This window comes from Frankia sp. R43 (assembly GCF_001306465.1).
In the GTDB taxonomy this organism is placed as follows: Bacteria; Actinomycetota; Actinomycetes; order Frankiales; family Frankiaceae; genus Parafrankia; species Parafrankia irregularis.
Genome location: NZ_LFCW01000007.1, coordinates 537,503 through 555,926, shown reverse-complemented (window position 1 = coordinate 555,926; position 18,424 = coordinate 537,503). Strand labels below are relative to the sequence as shown.

At 73.1% G+C, this 18,424-nt stretch carries 13 protein-coding genes; 7 read left to right on the top strand and 6 right to left on the bottom strand.

Going from position 1 to position 18,424, the window contains the following annotated elements:
* Window positions 1-2: 2 nt before the first annotated feature.
* Genes ACG83_RS29760 through ACG83_RS29740 form a run of 5 tightly spaced genes read right to left on the bottom strand, consistent with a single transcriptional unit; the run spans window position 3 to window position 8,069 of the window.
* A complete protein-coding gene (locus tag ACG83_RS29760) occupies window positions 3-3,170 on the bottom strand; it encodes a non-ribosomal peptide synthetase (protein WP_054569538.1) in 3,168 nt (1,055 codons plus the stop codon).
* 10 nt (window positions 3,171-3,180) lie between these two features.
* On the bottom strand, window positions 3,181-6,168 hold the full coding sequence (locus tag ACG83_RS29755; RefSeq protein WP_054569537.1) for a non-ribosomal peptide synthetase: 2,988 nt from the start codon (window positions 6,166-6,168) through the stop codon (window positions 3,181-3,183).
* A 40-nt stretch (window positions 6,169-6,208) separates the two neighbouring features.
* The gene (locus ACG83_RS29750) at window positions 6,209-7,033 is read right to left on the bottom strand and encodes an SDR family oxidoreductase (protein WP_054569653.1); all 825 of its coding nucleotides are present in this window, start codon (window positions 7,031-7,033) and stop codon (window positions 6,209-6,211) included.
* Between the two features lie 5 nt (window positions 7,034-7,038).
* Window positions 7,039-7,806, bottom strand: a complete 768-nt coding sequence (locus tag ACG83_RS29745; RefSeq protein ID WP_200931399.1) for a thioesterase II family protein — start codon at window positions 7,804-7,806, stop codon at window positions 7,039-7,041.
* A complete protein-coding gene (locus tag ACG83_RS29740; protein WP_083473665.1) occupies window positions 7,803-8,069 on the bottom strand; it encodes an acyl carrier protein in 267 nt (88 codons plus the stop codon). Before ACG83_RS29740 ends, ACG83_RS29745 begins: the two co-directional genes overlap by 4 nt.
* Window positions 8,070-8,233: 164 nt before the next feature.
* Between ACG83_RS29740 and ACG83_RS29735 the strand changes: the two genes are divergently transcribed.
* From ACG83_RS29735 to ACG83_RS29710, 6 genes are read left to right on the top strand one after another with little or no spacing between them, the layout of a single operon-like run.
* On the top strand, window positions 8,234-8,482 hold the full coding sequence (locus tag ACG83_RS29735; protein ID WP_054569535.1) for an acyl carrier protein: 249 nt from the start codon (window positions 8,234-8,236) through the stop codon (window positions 8,480-8,482).
* Window positions 8,482-9,054, top strand: coding sequence for a ferritin-like domain-containing protein (locus tag ACG83_RS29730; protein WP_054569534.1), 573 nt, complete (start codon window positions 8,482-8,484; stop codon window positions 9,052-9,054). Before ACG83_RS29735 ends, ACG83_RS29730 begins: the two co-directional genes overlap by 1 nt.
* Window positions 9,051-10,676 (top strand): AMP-binding protein, encoded by a 1,626-nt coding sequence (locus ACG83_RS29725; RefSeq protein ID WP_054569533.1) that lies wholly within the window; start codon window positions 9,051-9,053, stop codon window positions 10,674-10,676. Before ACG83_RS29730 ends, ACG83_RS29725 begins: the two co-directional genes overlap by 4 nt.
* 18 nt (window positions 10,677-10,694) lie before the next feature.
* Window positions 10,695-10,889 (top strand): hypothetical protein, encoded by a 195-nt coding sequence (locus tag ACG83_RS45560; protein ID WP_054569532.1) that lies wholly within the window; start codon window positions 10,695-10,697, stop codon window positions 10,887-10,889.
* On the top strand, window positions 10,886-11,446 hold the full coding sequence (locus ACG83_RS45555; protein ID WP_054569531.1) for an aminotransferase class IV: 561 nt from the start codon (window positions 10,886-10,888) through the stop codon (window positions 11,444-11,446). Before ACG83_RS45560 ends, ACG83_RS45555 begins: the two co-directional genes overlap by 4 nt.
* Window positions 11,443-12,687, top strand: a complete 1,245-nt coding sequence (locus ACG83_RS29710) for an acyl-CoA dehydrogenase family protein (protein ID WP_054569530.1) — start codon at window positions 11,443-11,445, stop codon at window positions 12,685-12,687. Before ACG83_RS45555 ends, ACG83_RS29710 begins: the two co-directional genes overlap by 4 nt.
* Window positions 12,688-12,895: 208 nt before the next feature.
* Here ACG83_RS29710 and ACG83_RS29705 read toward each other — a convergent pair whose 3' ends face one another.
* The gene (locus tag ACG83_RS29705; RefSeq protein ID WP_152991550.1) at window positions 12,896-16,642 is read right to left on the bottom strand and encodes an NACHT domain-containing protein; all 3,747 of its coding nucleotides are present in this window, start codon (window positions 16,640-16,642) and stop codon (window positions 12,896-12,898) included.
* Window positions 16,643-16,873: 231 nt separating this feature from the next.
* Here ACG83_RS29705 and ACG83_RS29700 point away from each other — a divergent pair, with 231 nt between their 5' ends.
* Entirely contained in the window at window positions 16,874-18,418 is a 1,545-nt protein-coding gene (locus tag ACG83_RS29700) for a CATRA conflict system CASPASE/TPR repeat-associated protein (protein ID WP_152991549.1), read from the top strand.
* Window positions 18,419-18,424 lie beyond the last annotated feature (6 nt).

Sequence of the window (18,424 nt, the reverse complement as noted above, 5' to 3'; positions counted from 1 at the left end):
CGTCAGACCAGGGCGGCGGCGAGCCTTTCCACGCCCGCGGCCGCGCCCGCGACCGTCGGGTTCTCGAACAGCAGGCTCAGGGGCACGTCGAGGTCGAACAGGTCGCGCAGCCGGTTGGCGGCGCGGATCAGAAGCAGCGAGTGCCCGCCGAGGACGAAGAAGTCGTCGTCGACACCCACCTCGCCGACGCCCAGCACCTCGGCCCAGACCTCGGCGACCGCCTCCTCGACGGCGTTGCGCGGCGCCACGCGCGCGACGCCGCCTGCTGTCGGTCCCGACGAGGGCTCGGGCAGCTGCGCGCGGTCGATCTTCCCGCTCGGCCCGACCGGCAGGGCCGGCAGCATCACCACCGCGGCCGGCACCATCGCCGCCGGGAGCAGGTCGCGCAGTGCCCGGCGCAGCGCTGCGCCGTCCGCGCCGCCTGACGCGTAGGCGATCAGGCGTTGGTCGCCGGGGGTCGTCTCGCGTACGACGACCACGGCCTCGTCGACGCCCGGCTGACGACGCAGCGCGTGCTCGATCTCGCCGGGTTCGACGCGGACGCCGTTCAGCTTCACCTGGCGGTCGGCGCGGCCCAGGAAGTCGATGACGGCGGGCCTGGGCCCCGGCATCGGCCGCCAGCGGGCGAGGTCGCCGGTCCGGTACATGCGGCTGCCGGGGGTCCCGTGCGGGTCCGGGATGAACCGGTCGGCGGTGAGCCCGGGACGCAGGTGGTAGCCGCGGGCCACCGCGACGCCGCCGATGTACAGGTCGCCGACGGCCCCGGCCGGGACCGGGTTCAGCCATTCGTCGAGCACGTACATCCGCACGTTGTCGATCGGGCCGCCGATGGGGATCGCGGGCAGTGCCGCGACCGCGGCGGGGTCGCAGGTGAAGGCCGTGACCTCGATCGCGGCCTCGGTGGGGCCGTAGAGGTCGTGGACGGCGCAGTGCGGCAGGCGGGCCAGGAACGCGGTGACGGAGGCGAGGGGCAGCTCCTCACCCGAACAGAACACGTCGCGCAGGCCTGCGCAGCGTTCGATGTCCGGCAGCGTCACGAAGGCGGCCAGCATCGACGGCACGAACTGCGTCGCCGTGATCCGCTGCGCGGCGATGACGTCCCGCAGGTACTCGGCGTCCTTGTGGCCACCGGGGCGGGCCAGGACCAGGCGGGCGCCGGTCCACAACGGCCAGAAGAACTCCCAGACCGAGACGTCGAAGCTGGTCGGTGTCTTCTGCAGGACCGCGTCGTCCGGGCCGAGCGGGTGCGTGCCGCGCATCCACTCCAGCCTGTTGACGATGCCGCGGTGCGCGTTGACGACCCCCTTGGGCCGACCGGTGGAGCCGGACGTGTAGATGACGTAGGCGGCGTTGGCGGCGACGACGGGCGGCGTCGGTGTCAGGGGCTCGGCCGGCAGGTCCGCCCAGGCGGCGGCGTCGTCGAGCGGGACGACCGACATGCCGGGATCCGACGATGCGATCAGGTCGCGGAACCGCTGCTGCACGAGCACCACCGGCGGCGCCGCGTCGTGGAGCATGAAGGCCAGCCGGTCGGCCGGATAGTCGGGGTCGAGCGGCACGAAGGCGCCGCCGGCCTTGAGCACCGCGAGCAGCGCGACGACCAGCTCGACCGACCGCTCGGCGCAGATCCCGACGCGCACCTCGGGCCCGACACCGCGCTGCCGCAGCAGCCACGCCAGCCGGTTCGCGGCGGCGTCCAGGTCGGCGTACGTCACCGTGGTCGCGTCCGGCGCCACGACCGCCACCGCGCTCGGCGTCCGTGCGGCCTGCGCCTCGAACGGGCCGTGCAGGGTGGAGGCGGTGGCGGCGACCGCCGTTCCCGCCGCGTAGTCGACCGTCAGCGCCGCGAGCTCCTCGGCATCGACCATGCGCAGCTCGCTGATCCGTGTCGTCGAGCGCGCCGCGACCTCGGCGAGGATCGAGCGCAGGTGCGAGGCCAGACGCTCCATGTACTCGGCCGGGTAGAGCGCCGTGTCCCACACGACCTCGCAGTCCGCCGAGCCGTCCGGGTGGTTCTCGAACCAGACGCTCAGGTCGTACTTCGACGTCGTCCAGGTCACCGGCATCTCCTCGACCTCGACGCCGGCCAGGATCGGCGCCCGACGCGTGCCGCTGCCGGCACCCACGAGCACCTGGAACAGCGGCGTGCGCGAGGCGTCGCGAGGCACGCCGAGCCGTTCGGCCAGCCAGCCGAAGGGGGCCTCGCAGTGTTCGAACGCGTCCAGGCAGACGTCGCGGGTGCGGGCGACGAGCTCCGCGAACGACGGGTTCCCGGCGGTGTCGCAGCGCAGCACGAGCAGGTTGAGGAGCGGGCCGACCACGTGGCGTGCATCGGGCTCGGCCCGCTCGGCCCACGTCGTCCCGACCGTGATGTCGTCCCGCCCCGACCAGCGCCGCAGCAGCGCCTGGACCGCGGCGAACAGGACCATGTTCGTCGAGGCCCCGGCGTCGCGCCCGATCTCCGCCAGCCCGGCCATCACCGACGCCGGGACACCGAACACGGTGGCCGCGCCGACGCCGGCGCGGCGGGCCGGGCGCGGCCGGTCCGCGGTCAGCTCGAACGGTGTCAGGCCGGCCAGCCGCGGACGCCAGAAGCCCAGCAGCCGGTCGGCGTCCTCCGCCAGCTCCTGGTCCCGCCGCTGCGCGTACCGCGCGTAGCCGGAAGCAGGCGGGAGCGCCGCCGGACGCCCGGCACGGTGGCTTTCGTAGAGCTCTGACAACTCGTCGAACAGCAGGTACCGGGACCAGTCGTCGAACGCGGTGTGATGCACCGTCAGGCACAGCACCGCCGTGGCGTCCGGCAGCCGCAGCAGCCGGGCCCGGAACGGGATTCCCGCCGCGAGGTCGAGTGGCGCCGTGGCCTCGGACAGGCGCAGGCCGTCCAGGCCGCCGGCGGCGTCCAGCGCGGCGGCGCCGACCTGGACGACGCCGAGCTCGAACGCGGACGCGGGCCGCAGGATGGCCGCCGGCTCACCGTCCGCCGACATATCCATCGAGGTCCGCAGGGCGGTGTGGCGCCCGACGATGTCGCGCAGCGCATCGCCCAGGGCGGTCTCGTCGACGGCTCCCGTGAGCCGCAGGTGGATCGGGATCAGGTGCCCGACCGGGTTCTCGGCGACCTGCTCGCCGAACCACATGTGCCTCTGGACGCGGGAGACCGGTGCCGACATCGCAGCTTCCTCATCTTCCTTCGGGTTCTGCCGTCCGGCGGACTGCGGACTGGTCCGACTCGCGTTCCCGGGCCTGACGCTCCTCGACCAGGGCCGCCAGCTTCGCGGCGGTGCGGCACCGGTACAGGTCGGGCACGCCGAGCCGGGGGAGACCGGCCTGCGCGATCCCGTTCAGGACCCGGACCGCGGCCAGCGAGTTGCCGCCGTTGTCGAAGAAGTCGTCGTCCAGGCCGACGGGCTGTGCCAGCACCCGCCGCCAGACCCGCACGACGGTGTCCGGGATCCGATCGCCGGCCTCCGGCCGCGCGTCGCCGGGTTTGACGTCGCCGGGTTCGACGGCGCTGGGTTTGACCGCGCCGGGTTCGACGGCGCTGGGTTCCACGGCACGGGGCGGCGGCAGGCGGGTGACGTCGAGCTTCCCGTTCGCGGTCAGCGGCAGTTCGGTCAGCGGCGTGATCGACGCGGGCAGCATGTAGTCGGGGAGCAGCTCGGCGATCCGTCGCCGTACCGCGCGGGCGGCCTCGCGGGCGGCCGGACCGGTCGCGCCGTCGCGCAGGATGACGTAGGCCGCGATCCGCGCCTCGGCCGGGTCGTCGTCCGCGGCCGTCACGCACAGGGCGGCGGTCTGGACGGCATGGTCGTCCTGCAGGACCGAGCGGATCTCGTCGAGCTCGATCCGATAGCCGCGGATCTTGACCTGGCTGTCCAGCCGGCCCAGGTGGTCCAGGGAGCCGTCGGGCCGCAGCCGGCCGCGGTCGCCGGAGCGGTAGATCCGGCCGCAGCCGTACCGGTCCTCGACGAAGCGCGCCGCGGTGAGGTCGTCGCGGCCGTGGTACCCGATGGCCACGCCGGCGCCGCCGACGTGGATCTCGCCGGGGACGCCGGGCGGGACCAGACGCCCGAGGGGATCGCGCACCGACACCGACCAGCCCGGTAGCGCCGGGCCGACGGACCGCGAGCGCAGCTCGACGTCGGCCGGGGTCACGGTCCTGGCGGTGACGTGCACCGTGGTCTCGGTGATGCCGAACATGTTGACCACGCGGCAGTCGGCGGACGGGTGCCGGGCGAACCAGCCCCGCAGCATCCGCACGTCCAGTGGCTCCCCGCCGAAGACGACCAGGCGCAGCGCGAGCCGGTCGCCGCCACGCGCGTCGGCGTCCAACAGGTTGGCGAAGGCCGACGGGGTCTGGCTCAGCACCGTGACCCGCTCCCGGACCAGCAGCTCGCGGAACTCGGCCGGCGAGCGTGCGACCAGGTGGGGCACCACGACGAGCCGGCCGCCGGTGAGCAGGCAGCCCCAGATCTCCCACACCGAGAAGTCGAACGAGCTGGAGTGGAAGAGCGTCCAGACGTCCGTCTCGTCGAGCTCGAAGTCCTCGACCGCCGCGACCAGGGCGGCCACGTTGCGGTGCGGCACCACGACGCCCTTGGGGCGCCCGGTGGAGCCCGACGTGTAGATGACGTAGGCGGGATCGTCGGGTCTCGCGCCGCCGGGACGCGCCACGTAGTCGACGAGAGGCGCCCCTAACGCCAGCGACGACGGCGAGACCACCCTGGCCGGGCCGTCCGACGGGAACGCGTCCTCGTCCGCGACGACCAGGTGCAGGCCAGCGTCCTCGGTGATGAAGCGTAACCGGTCGGCCGGATTGTGCGGGTCCAACGGCACGTAGGCGGCGTCGGCGAGCAGCACCGCGAGCAGGGTGACGACCAGGTCCGAGGTCCGCTCGGCGCACACGCCGACGAAGTGGCCGGGCCGGACGCCGAGCGCGACCAGGCCCAGGGCTCTGCGCTCGGCTTCCAGCACCAGCTCGCGATAGGTCAGGACGCGCTCGGCGTCCGACACCGCCGGCCGGTTCGGGAAGCGGTCGGCGACATCGCGCAGCGCCCGGTGGATCGTGACCGACACGTCGTCCCTCGGCGCGGCCGCGGTGCCGGCGGCCAGGACCGCGGCCACCTCCGCGGCAGGCATCAGCTCGACCTCGGACAGCGGGCGGTCGGGCGCGGCGGCGGCGAGCTGCCCGGCGACGTGCAGCAGATGGCGGGCGAAGCCGCGGGCGATGGGAGTGCAGACCGCCGCCGCGGCGTGGTAGCAGGCGCCTGACACCGCGGTGTCGCCGTCGAGCTCGACGTGGAGCACGATCGGGCGGGGTGTCGTCAGATACGGCCGATAGGCCAGGTCCGGATCGTGGGCGGTGAAGACGACCTCGACGGCGGCCGGCGTGCCGTGGGGTCCGGCGTCGGCCCGCTCCACCCGCTCCAGGAACGCGCCCACCGCTTCGGTTTCATCGACCTCGATGTCGACGGAGCCATCACCGAGGGCCAGGACAGCCGACGTCGCGGCGTCGTAGCGTGCGAGGGTCAGGGCCGCCGCCGCGAGGAGCACGGCGGCGGAGAGCTTCAGCGAACCGTTGACGTCCAGGACGTCCAGCGGGATGCAGCCGTCGGTGCCGACCGGATCGGGCAGGCCCCACTCGACGGCGGTGCGGATCTCGCCGGGGCCGCGTTCGGTGACCGCGTCGACGCGGCGAGGCCCGGCGAGTGCCACGGCCGCGGGGGCCTGGCGATCGTCGCGCAGCCCCCCGCCCTCGTCGCGCAGCCCGCCCTCGTCGCGCAGTCCGGCACTGTCACGCAGTCCGCCCCCATCACGCGGCCCGCCTTCGCGCAGCCCGGCACCGATCCGCAGCATCTCGGCAAGGTCGACGACCGCCCGGTCCGCGACCAGCACCGCGTCTGCCGTGCCGTCGGCATGGCGCACAAACGTCGTCCGCAGCGCGGGCCCGTCGGGGGAAAGCCCGCGGGCGGCCTCGCGCGCGATCAGTGCCCGGGTCCGCTCGTCCGCGCGTGGGCGGCCGGTGGTCTCCTCCCAGATCCGCAGCCCGGATCCGATCCATTCCTCGGCCGACGCGGCCGACGCGGGCGGCAGGCCGACCACCAGACTGTGGCACTCCCGTCGCCGTACCCGTCCGGCGCGGCCGCCGTCCACGGACTCGGACTCCATGGCCCCTGGTGCTCCTCTCGGTTCCCCTCGATGCTCGCGGTCAGCGCGCGGTGAATCCGCCGTCGACGGTGACGACGCTGCCGGTGACCTGCGCCGAGTCGTCGGCGCCGAGCCAGACTGCGGCCCCGGCGACGTCCTCGGCCTCGATCAGCCGGTTCATCGGCTGCGCCTGGACGAACGTGGCCTCGTGGTCGGCCACGTCGGTGTCCAGGGAACGCGCGATCTCCGCGAGCATCCGGCCATCCAGCGTCGGGTCGTCGCGCACCGAGCCCGGGCACAGGGCGTTGACCCGGACCGACATCGGCGCGTAGTCCAGGGCCGTCGCCTTCGTAAGGCCGATCAGGCCGTGCTTGGCCGTGACGTAGGCGGCGAAGTGCCGGTAACCGACCAGGCCCGCCGTCGAGGCGATGTTGATGATGCTGCCCGAGCGCCGCTCCAGCATCGCCGGCACGACCTCGCGGATCATCCGCAGTGCCCCGGTCAGGTCGACGTCCAGCATCACCGCCCACTCGTGCTCGGTGATCTGGTGTGCCGGCCGGCCGGACGGCGCCGCGATGCCCGCGTTGTTCACCAGGATGTCGATGCGGCCGAAGCGGTCAAGGCCGGCGGCCACGGCCTTCGCCAGGGACGCCGCGTCGCGCAGATCGGCGGGGACGGCCAGTGCCGCCGCGCCGCGGTCCCGGCACCGGTCCGCGGTCTGGGCGAGCTGCCGCCTGGAGCCCAGCGGGTAGGGGACGTCGTCGACGTCGCGCGCGATGTCGAGCAGGATCAGGTCCGCGCCTTCCGCGGCGTAACGGACGGCGCACGCACGGCCGATGCCCCGCGCGGCTCCGGTGATGAGCGCGACCTTGTCGTGCAGCCTCAGCGAGTTCACCGCGCCACCGCCCCGGTCGGCTCGGCCAGCCGCTCGCCCATGATCCGCAGCAGCGCGGACGGGTCGTCCGCCAGATACATGTGGCCGCCGGGCAGCTCGACCGTCTCACAGCCGCTCTCCGAGGCCTCCCACCAGCCGGCGGTGTCGGCGGCTGCCACCAGCGCGTCGTCGTGGCCGCGCAGGCAGGTGATCGGCGCCCGCAGGCGCGGCCCGGGCAGCGGGACGTAGGACTCGTGCAGCTCCACGTCGGCCCGGATGGTCGGCAGCAGCATCTCGCGCAGTTCCGGGATGTCGAACGCCTCGTGGCGGAATCCGGCGAACTCCTCGACCCGGGCCAGGAAGTCGTCGTCGCTCAGACCGGTCGCGTGCCGCTCGCGCATGGCGTCCGGCGCGGGCGAGCCGCTGACGAACAGCCGCGTGACGCGGCCGCCCGCGCGGGCCTCGATCCGCCGGGCCACCTCATAGGCGAGGACGGCGCCCAGGCTGTGGCCGAACAGCGCGACCTGGGTACAACGGCCCAGCACACCGCGCACGAGATCGGCGACGACGGTGTCGACGGTCGCGCGCAGGTCGGTGGGCGGCTCCTCGTCGATCCGCTCCTCCCGGCCGGGCAGCTGCACCGGTACCAGGTCCAGGTCCGGGCAGCGGTGCTGCCACGGCCAGAAGAAGCTGGCCCCGGCGCCCGCGTGCGGCAGGCAGATCACCGGCACCGCGCCGGCGGACCCGGCCTTCGGCGCGGCGCCGCTGCGCGCCGGGATGCTCACGGCTGCACCGCCCGGGCCCGCAGAACGTCAGCCAGAGCGCCGGCGCTCCGCGCCCGGAACAGGTCCCTGATGGTGACCTTCACCGGCAGCGCCTGCCGGAGCGACGCGACCAGCTGCGCGCCGAGGACCGAGGTGCCTCCGAGCAGGAAGAAGTCGCTGGCCGGCGTCACGACGGCCCCGGAGTCCGCGAGCGACCGGACGAACGCGTCGATCACTGCTTCCTCGTACACGTCCCGGAATCCCATCGTCGTCACTGAGCTCATCCCTCTCCCTCGGGGCCCGATCCGGCACGACGACTGTGGGCGGCGGCCCTATCGCCGCGTTATCGGGCTCGGCGGCCGCCGAAGGATAGGAGCCGCATAGCCCGCCGGGAGACGTTGCGCTCGCGCCGAACGGCGCCACGGACCGTGGGAAAGGGAGGAGATCGATGGGCGAGGACGAGGCCGTCGCGCTGGTCACGACTCTGATCTGCAGGTTCCGCAAGGTCGAGGCATCGCAGGTGCCGCCGGACGCGGATCTGGCCGACACCCTGGGATTCGACTCGCTGGACGCCGCCGAGATCCTCGCGGCGGTGCACAAGGAGACCGGCCGCGAGGTGGAGGTCTGTTCGATGGCGGACCTGAGCACCGTGGCCGGCATCGCCAGGCATCTCGTCGCGGCGGGAGCGGGTTCATGATGACCACGCCGGGACGCCGTTTCGAGGAGCTGGAACCGGTCTGGGTGCTGAACCAGTACCGCGCCGCGGAGATCCACGGTGCCGGTGCCATCATGCGCATGAGCCGGCTCGCCGACGACCTGGCGCTGAGCACCGATCTGAGTCGCCACCTGCGCGACGAGGCGGTGCACGCCTGGCTGTGGACCAAGGCGCTGCGTGACATCGACGGCGAGATCTTCGATGTCGAGGAGCCCTACCAGACCCGGCTCGGCCTGCATTTCGGCATCCCGCGCACGCTCACCGACCTGTTGGCGCTGACGTGGGTGTCGGAGAGCCGCGGCGTCGAGCAGTACGAGAGCCATCTGGACCTGAAGGACGTCCCGCCGAACATCCGCAGGACGCTGCGCGCCATCCTCAAGGACGAGACCTGGCACGTCGCCTACATTCGCGAGGAGCTTGAGCGCCGCGGCCGCCTCGACCCGTCGGTTCAGTCCGTCATCGACCGGGCCCAGGACGCCGACGCCAGGGCCGTCGCCGAGCTGGCCCTCGAGGGCGACGCCGTCACCCCGCTGACCGCCGGAGCCGCGGTGTGAACGCCGCCCCGCCAAGCCGGGTCCGGCTCACCGGCCCGGCACTGCCGGCCGGCGGGCTGAGCCTGGCCGAGGCCGTACGGCCGTTCGGCGTCGCCACCCGCGGCATCACCTTCCTGGATGGCGGTGACGACCGCCGCTACTCCTACGACGAACTGGCCGGCCTGGCGGCGGCCGTGGCCGTCCGGCTGCGCTCGCACGGTGTGCGGCCGGGATCCCGCGTCGCCATGACGATCAGCAACGACCTCGAGTCGGTGCTGACCGCCATGGGTGTCTGGGCGGCCGGCGCCGCGGTGGTGTCGGTGCCGCCGGCGTCGCGGCGCGCGGTGCCCTGGTACGCCCGGCACTTCGGCGACCTCCTGCGCGCCACCGGCTGCGAGCTGGTGGTCGCGGGCCACGACGACGACCAGGCGAACCCGATCGACGGTCTCGGACTGGCGAGTCTGTCCCGGAGCCGGCTGTGCGCGGACCTGACGGCGCTGCCGGGGTCCGACGTGGCCATCGACGGCACGGCCCTGATCCAGTTCACCTCCGGCAGTGTCTCGGCGCCCAAGGGCGTGGCCGTGGAGAGCCGAACGCTGGCCGGGCACCTGGCCGCGGTCGCCGCGAGCCTGGGGTTCGACCCGGAGACCGACCGCGTCGTCTCCTGGCTGCCGCTTTACCACGACATGGGCCTGCTGGCGATGTTCATGACCGCGCTGGCGACCCGTACCGACCTGGTGCTGATGCCGCCGACCCGGTTCGCCACCGGACCGGCGCGCTGGCTGACGACGCTCGGCCGGCTCGGCGGCACCGTCACCGCCGCGCCCAACTTCGCCTACCGGATGGCCGCCGCGGTGCCGTACGAGGAGGGGCTCGACCTTTCCAGGGTGCGGGTCTCGCTCAGCGGCGGCGAGCGGGTGAACTGGCAGACCCTGACCGCCTTCCACGAGGCAGTCGGGCCGCTCGGCTTCTCCTGGGGTGCGATCATGCCCAGCTACGGCCTGGCCGAGGGCGTCGTCGGAACCACCACCGCGCGGCTGGGCCGCGGCCCGATCCAGGGACCCGGCGGACGCGTCTGCGTCGGCCGCCCGCTGCCCGGCGTCGTCCTGGAAGCCCCCGACGGGCCGCCGGGTGGTCCGGTCGAGCTCGGCGGCTCCTGGGTGTACGAGGGCTACCACACGGTCGACGGCTTCCGGCCGGCGCCGAGCGACGGCTGGTTCGACACCGGCGACGACGGCTTCGTCCACGACGGCGAGCTCTACGTGCTCGGCCGGCGTAACGAGGTGGTCGCGGTGGCGGGCCGGAACGTGTTCGCCGAGGACATCGAGATGATCGTGCTGGACGCGCAGGCCAACGGTGTCAAGGCCTGCGCGGCGTTCCGCCTCAAGGACGCCGACCAGGACTTCGGTCTCATGGTCGAGGTCCCGGTGCGGCCAAGGCGCTCGCCGGAGGAGGTCGCCGTCCTGGGCGCGCAGGTGCGCTCGGCGGTGAGCTCGACGCTCGGCATCCGCCTGAAGACCGTGCTGCTGGTGCGGCCCGGCACCATTCCGCGCACCACGTCCGGGAAGGTGCAGCGGGCCGAGTGCCGGGAGCTGCACGCCGAGGGCGGCCTGAAGCGGCGGCTGCTGACCGCGGTGCACTGACCGGAAGGACCTTCAGACATGACACCCACGCCGACCTCCATCCCGGACGCCTCCATCCCGGACGACTCAGCCCCGGACGCCTCAGCCCCGGATGTCCCCGCGCCGCCGAAGTTCGCCTGGCTGGACGGGGAGCTGGTGGACTGGTCCGACGCGACCGTCCACGTCACCACGCCGGACCGAACCCGCTCCAGGCACCGTTGCGCTGCTCGGTGACCGCGAGCGCGGCGGGCCCGCTGGTCGGGCCGCCGAAGGAGGGCGGCGTGCGGGCCCAGATCAGCGCCTTCCAGCGCTACGGCGCCAACACCCTGCCGCCGGCCGCCAAGGCCAGCGGCCAGTACCTCAACGCGTTCCTGGCGCAGCGGGCCGCGGTCCAGGCCGGCTACGGCGAGGCGATCCTCCTCAATGAGGCGGGCTTCGTCGCGGACGGCTGGGCGCACAACGTGTTCGTCGTCGCCGACGGCGAACTGGTCACACCCCCGGTCTGGAGCGGCGGCCTGCCCGGCATCACCCGCGACACGGTCCTGAAGCTGGCCGCGGAGCGGGGGATCCCGGTCGCCGAGCGTCCGCTGGTGCGCTCCGACCTGTACCTGGCCGACGAGTGCTTCCTCACCGGCACCGCCGCCGGCGTGGTCGCCGTCTCCTCCGTGGACGACCGCGTGCTGACCGGCGGCGCGCCGGGCCCGGTCACCCGCACCGTCGCAGACCTGGTGACCGCGGTCACGGCGGGCGCTACCGAGGCCCACCCCCAGTGGCGGGAGTACCTGCATTGAGCCGCCCGGACCTGCGGACGCCGTCGGCGGCGCAGGACCTCGCAGAGTTCCAGGAAGCGGAGTTCCAGGAAGCCGAGTTCCGGGAACTGGTCCGCGCCGCGGGCACGCGGAGCGTCGACGGCGCCGAGCGATGGGTGCTCGACCGGCACGTGCCGGCCTCGGCGATCGTCGAACTCGCCGACGCCGGCCTGTTCCGGCGGCGGTGGGACGGCGGTGCCACCGGCGGGCTGGCGCATCTCATCGTGCTGTCGCAGGAGCTGTTCCGCTGCGACAGCGGACTCGCGCTGGCCGCGATGGCGCACAGCGAGGCGTTCATCGGCGCGCTGCACCGCCACGCGCGCACCGACGAGCAGAGATCGCTGCTGGAGGCGGCGTTCGACGGCCGGGCGATCGGCTGCTTCGCGGCCACCGAGGCCCACGGCGGTTCGAGCCTCTCCGACCGGCTCACCGTCGCGAGCCGGCTGCCGGACGGCTGGCGGCTCACCGGGACCAAGCGCTACGTCTCCAACGTCGGCAGCGCCTCCCACGCGATCGTGACCGCCCGGGCCTCGGACTCGGCGGACGCCGACGACCTCAGCCTGTTCGTGCTGCCGCTGGACCTGCCCGGGGTGAGCGTCGACGGTTTCTTCGACACCGCCGGCGTGCAGGCCTGCGACGTCGGCCAGATCAGCTTCAACGTCGAGCTGCCGCCCAGCGCCCTGCTCGGCAGCCCCGGCATGGGGCTGCTGTACGCGTCGCACGTGCTGCAGTTCGAGCGGCTCGCGATCTGCGCGCAACTGCACAGCGCGGCGGAGACGGCGCTGAACCTGGCGTCCGCCTACGCCCGGCGGCGAAAGCTGGGCGGTGTCCGGATGATGGACAAGCAGGTGATCCGGCACCGGCTGGCGCACGGCCGCGCCGAGCTCTGGAACCTGCAGAGCCGCCTGGCCGCCCTGGTCGAGATCGCCGTGACCCAGGGACGCATGCCGGGGCACGAGATCGCCGCCCTGAAGCTGACGTCCGGCAAGGCGGTCAGCGAGATCGTCGACATGTGCATGCAGGTGTTCGGTGCTCGTGGCAACACCAGTGCGTACCCGCTGGAGAAGCTGCTGCGCGACACTCGCATCGCGCGCATCGGCGGTGGCACTGACGAAGTGCTCGCGGACGCCGTCGCGGGCGTGCTCGACCGGCCGGACCCGGACGCCGAGTCGGCGCTGGACCGCGCCGCCTCGGCCGACCTGCCGAACCTGGACCGCCGTTAGGCCCAGACTCGGAGACGACGTCGCCTGGCCGGCACCATCGTCCTCGACGGTGCCAGTCGGGGGGGCGCCAACCGCCACATGGCGGTCCTCCCGGTCGCCCCAGGCCGCACATGCTGATTCGCTCCAGAACGTCACGAGGCGGCCCGGCTGGCTCTGCGGCGGCGCCGGTTCCCGCCTGCGTGTCGCAGGGCGCTGGCCGGACACCCGGTCACGCGCCTTCTGGTATGAGTTCGCCCAGCTGCCGCTGGGCGTCGGCGTCACCTGCTTCGGCATGCGGGCGCAGGATGTCCGCGGCTCGGGTGATCTCACCATCCGCCGCCAGCAGGGCGGCCAGCCGGCGTGCGGCCGACCCGTTCCCGCGGTTGGCGCGTTCATGCAGCTCGTTGACATGCCCGCGGTCGGCGAGGACATCGGCCAGGTGCTCGGCCGCGGCCTCGTCCCCGAGATCCGCCCAGGCACGAAGCTGGTCGATCTCGCCGGCCCCCGCCAGCAGGCGGGCATGGGCTCGGCGAGCACCGACGCGTTCCGCGACGGCACGGGCTCGCAGTTCGTCATGGCGGCCGTGGTCGGCCAGCAGATCGGCTAGCGCGATCGAGCACCGGACGTCCCGATCGTGCGCACGGAGCAGCAGTACGGCCTCGTCGATGTCGCCGCGCGCGACGAGCGTGCTCGCGAGCGAACCGACGGCCGGGGCGTAGCCGTAGTTCGTCAGGCCGCGTAGCAGCTCGACCGCTCCGTCGAGGTCGCCCTGCTCGGCGAGCAGATCAGCGAGCCGCAGTCCGGCCGGTGCGCTGCCGCCCTGCGCCAGCGCGCGAAGCTCGCCGGCTTCGCCGCGCCGCGCCAGTAGCCGCGCGAGCGCCTCGGCCGCGGGCTGGTCGCCCTTGTCCGCCTGGCGACGCAGGTCGTCTGCGCGTTCCTCCGCCAGGAGCAGCTCGGCGAGCCGTTGCCGGGCCCGCTCGACCCCGCGGTCGGCGACATCCGTCAGCATGCGGATGGCTTCGTCGGTCTCGCCTCGGGCCACGAACAGATTCGCGAGTCGCAGTGCGGCATAGGGGTCCGGCCGGGGGCCACCCCCCCTCCGGTTCCGGTGTGGCAGTGCGAGCGCGCGCAGCTCCCATTCCATGCCATGCTCAGCCAGGATGTCGATCAGCTCGACGCCGCCGCTGGCCAAGCCGAAGATCGGTCGCGCGGGTCGGGCCCGCAGCATCCGCAGCGCCTCGTGGACGTCGCCATGTTCGGCGAGCAGGCGTGCAAGGCGCACCGTGTTCGGCCATTCGGGGCTGTTCGGGCGGGAACGCAGGAGGGCGAGGGCGTCGTCCGCCCGGCCCTGCCGCGTCCAGATGTCGACCAGGCGTATCGCCGCGCGCCAGTCACCGGCCTCCGCATGGGGGCGTAGCAGGTCGACCGCCTGGCCGGTCTCTCCGCGCCGATCCAGGATGTCGCTGAGCCGTGCTGTCGCGTACCAGTCCCCTGCCTGGGCTCGCGTGCGCAGATCGTCGAGGCGGCCGCACTTCGCGAGGAGGTCGGCCAGAAGCTGTGCGGCAGACCGGCTTCCGGTATCCGCCAGGGCCCGCAGCTCGTCGATCTCGCCGCGCGCGGCGAGCGCGTTGAGTGCGACGGCCGGTACGTCGAGACGCCTGCCCGGGAAGTCGGTGGAGTCGACTGCCAGGGAGCGTAGGAGGGCGCCTGCGCTTTCGGTCTCGCCCCGTGCCAGGAGGGCGGTGGCCAGCGCCACGGTGGCGTACCGGTCACCGGCCTCGCTGCGCTGGCGTAGCTCGTCGGTCCTGCCCTGTTCCGCGAGGAGGGCGACAAGGTTCCGGGAGCGGTACCCGTTATCGTCGCCAGCGCGCTGTCGCTCGCGCCCAAGCAGCACCGCGCGAGCCAGATGATCCTGGAGAACGGCGTGCCGGAACTGGTAGACGGTTCCGGCCTGCCGGAGGACACCTCGGCTGTGGGCGTCCTCCAGGAACGCCCACAGCCGCCACGGCAGCCATCCGCGGGCCGCCAGCCGCAGGTGAGCCGACCGGAAGCGAACCCATCGCCCGAGACCCGCGTCCGCTCCGGCGAGCGCGGCGAAGACGGCCGCTGCGGCGCCACCGCTCAGCGCCGGTCCGGCGCCTTCGGGGAAGATGGCGGCGGCGGCCGCGAAGATCGCCCCACCGGTAACGCCGTGCTCGACGGCGGCGGTGGCACCGGCCATCCAGGTGGCGCGCATCGTCGCGCGGGGAGACGGCCGCCGCCGCCAGGACGGCACCGACGAGCGCGGCAGGACGAGGAATACCAGCTCACTCAGAATCCCCGCCAGCACAGCCCTGTGCACGCCGCCGAGCGCCACGCCCACGAGTGCGCCCACCAGAACGCCGAACACGAGACGCCCCTTCAGCTCGTCGGCCGTCAGCGGGTGCGCTGGCAGGTAGTGCACAGCGTGGGCCGGGCGGGCAGGACGGGCACCGGAGCCGCCGTCGGCATGCTCCGGCACGAGGACCCGCGCGGACTGCAGGCAGAGGACGAGCAGCGCGATGAGAAGTCCGGCAGCGAACCCGGCCAACTCATCACGCGCGAGCGCGACGGTCACACCGGCGGCCGCACCTGGGAAGATCACGGCCGCGGGCGACTCCCGCCAGGATTTCCTGTTCTCCGTCGCGGACGAGGTGAACGCCGGGCCGAGCTGCCACCACCACAGGTCGCGGGTGCCCAGCCGGTCGAGGTGGCACGCGAGACAGCTCAGCCAGCGTGCAGCGCGCTCTGGCCTGATCCGGCGTGTGCGCCGTGCACCGGTTCGGGGCCGGGCGCGCTGCGGGTGACGGCCGCCGGGAACACCGTGGACGTCGTAGACGCTCGCGATGAAACCATCCACCAGTCTGGTCACGACGGCCTCGCGATCGGCCAGCTCGAGCAGTTCCGGTGGCGCGGTATCGGACCGCTGGTAGGCGGTGCGGGCGAGCGTTACCAGCAGCGGCGACGACAGCGCCGCTGCCAACGGGCCGTCCGGATGCTGGCGCAGATTCTCGAAGACCGGCTCCCACCGGTCAGAATCAAGCACGGACCGGGACAGATAGCTGATCACCTGATCGGCGCTGACCGGCTCCAACAGGATGACCGCCGCCCGGGCGAGCGGCTGGTCGAGGTCCCGCACCGCGCGGTCGTAGACCCGGCGCCGACAGGTCAGCACGAACGGTTGCCCGGCCGCGGCGAACCTGTTGATCGCCTCGAGCGCAGGCCCGTGCCAGTGGCCGGGCAGCTCGTCGAGCCCGTCCAGCACAGGTAACACGTGGCTGCTTTCCACCAGGCGTTTCGCGACATCGGCCGGGTGCGGGCCGTGGGCACGCAGGTCCGCTCGGTACTCCTCGACGAGCCGGCGGGCGAGGAATGCGTCCAGCGGCTCGTCGGTCGGGTTCCACGACGCCACCGGCAGCAGCACGGCCAGCGGCTCACCAGGGTCGGGCAGGCCGAGCAGACCGAGAGTGAGCACCATCGCGGCCGTCGTCTTACCCGCGCCGGGCTCACCGATCACGACAAGCTGATGATGACGAAGACCTCGGAAGGCCTCGACGATGCCTTCCACGTCGCCACTCAACGGTGACGACTGCCAGTCGGGTGCATCCCTGTCGCCGAGCACGATCTCACGGGCCGCCGACAGCTCGCCATCCGTCACCCAGTCGACCCGGAGGGGCACTGGGTCGACCTGACGCAACACGGCTTCTTCGCCCCACTGCCCGCGTATCCTGGCGCGCAGCGCGCCGACCGCACCCTCGATATCGAGGTCGCCCGCGCGGACCCGGGCCTTCTCGAACAGACCGAGCGCGAGGCTCAGTGCGCCCAGTGGCAGGCCCAGCAGACTGGCCCAGCCGACCCAGCGATCGAACACAGCGGAGTCGCCGCGGGCGGCGACCGCGAGCAGCGTCACCGCGAGGCCCAGCACGAGAACACCGACGCCGAGCAGCGCTCGGCCCATGTTCCGCACCCGCCCCGTCCAGCCCACGGGAGCATTCTGATCCGGAGGGTGGCCGGCTGGCACCGGAACCTGGAGTGCCGCAACCACCCGAGGTGCCGGGCCGTCGGCGGTTCGTGCCCCGATCTGGCGGCACAGCGCCGAGCGCTGTGCCTCTGTTGCGGTAGCGCTCAGGGCCGACGGGTCGCCCGCCTGCGTTCGTGTCAGCTCTCCCGGACCTGGATGATCTCGGTTGTGAGCGCCCACGATCGCATGCCGTCAGCCGTGGTCGATGCCGAACTCGTCGTTCTGCTCTTCGCGCCGTTGCGAGGGCCTCAGGCCGGGCCGGCCTACGAATACCTGAGAACGCTGTGGGAACGATGCGCGACCATCCTGTCGATGGGCCATGTCGTTGCCGGCCTCGGGCTGAGGGCGGACGCGCCCGTCGCCGTCGACACGACTGGCCCCGGCGGACCGATCGCTGCTCAGGAGCGTCCTGAGCAGGGCGTTTTTCAGGCTCTGCTCCGACAGGAACACGACATGATCACGCTCGCGGTGATGCTCGCGCCGGACCCCGGCAGCAGGACCGGCTGGGCGGACCTGGACGCGCAGTGGAGCGCCGTCGCGGCGGACGTCCCGGCATCACTGCTCGGCGCGGTCCGCGTGTATCAAGGCACGGTGTCGCCCCGGCCGGAGAGCGAGGCGCCTTTGGCCGCGACAGCGGAAGTCGCTGAACTGTACGGCGGGGATCTGCCGGAACTCCCGTTGTCGCGGGGGTGGGAGCGGCGTGGGACCGCAACAGCGTCGGGCTTCGCCTTGTGGGAGCCGGGGAGTTCCGCCGATGACCGTGCCCAGCGACATCTCATGCTGCTCGCACCGGCCGGTCAGGTACGCGCTCTCAGCGCGTTGACCTGGACCGACGGCAGCTTCGGCGCGCCCCCGCTGGCCCGCTATCTCGGTCATTGCGCGGCGCTGCGTCATCTGGTCCGGGCGTGGGACGGCGGTCGGGCGGTGCGCAGGTTCCGCGAGCGGGTCGACGGGCGATCAGCGGCACTCGGCGACGGTCTGGGCCGTGCCGGCCTGATCGACACGGTCGCGAGTGCGGCACACGGATCGGGCACCCGTCCTGATGAGCTCCACGGTCAGGCGAGTGGGCTTCGGGTCGATCAGTTCCACCTGGTGAACATCACGACGACGCTCGTCGACATGCGCCGCTCGGCGCGGATAGCCACGTCGAACATGCGGGCCGCCATGCCGCACGCAGTGACGTCCGGGTCGGCGGCCGCCGCGGGAGCGGGCGCCGGGGGAAGTGAGCCCCATCCCGAGAGCCCGTTCCTCGACGACCGTGCCCTCGCCATACATCTGAGCCGGCAACTGGAGGACGAGCTGGTGTTCCTCGGAACGGTGGCTCGGCGGGCCGACAGCGTCATCGCTGTCGCGGACCGGCTCGGACTCGCCGCCACGGTGACCAGCGACGTGCTCTTCGACCTTCTCGAACGGAAGGCGCTGCGGGACGCCGTCGCCGAGATGTTTCCTCCGGGGCCGAGCGCACATCAGATTCTGGAGGAGATCGGTGTCCCGAGAGGCCGACAACCCGTCGTCGGCCAGGGCACTGCCCAGCAGTGGTGGGGTGAGGTGTTCGCCGCGTTCGATCTGGGCATCGTAGCCACGCCGTACCGGCGGCTGCTGTCCGCCGCGATCGCCAACTACCCGGCGAGCGCCACCCTTGAAGCTCTCGCGGCCCGCCGGGGCATCGCCGACGCGCAGGCACCTCCCGCTGAGCGAGGTGACAAAGAGTGAGTATGG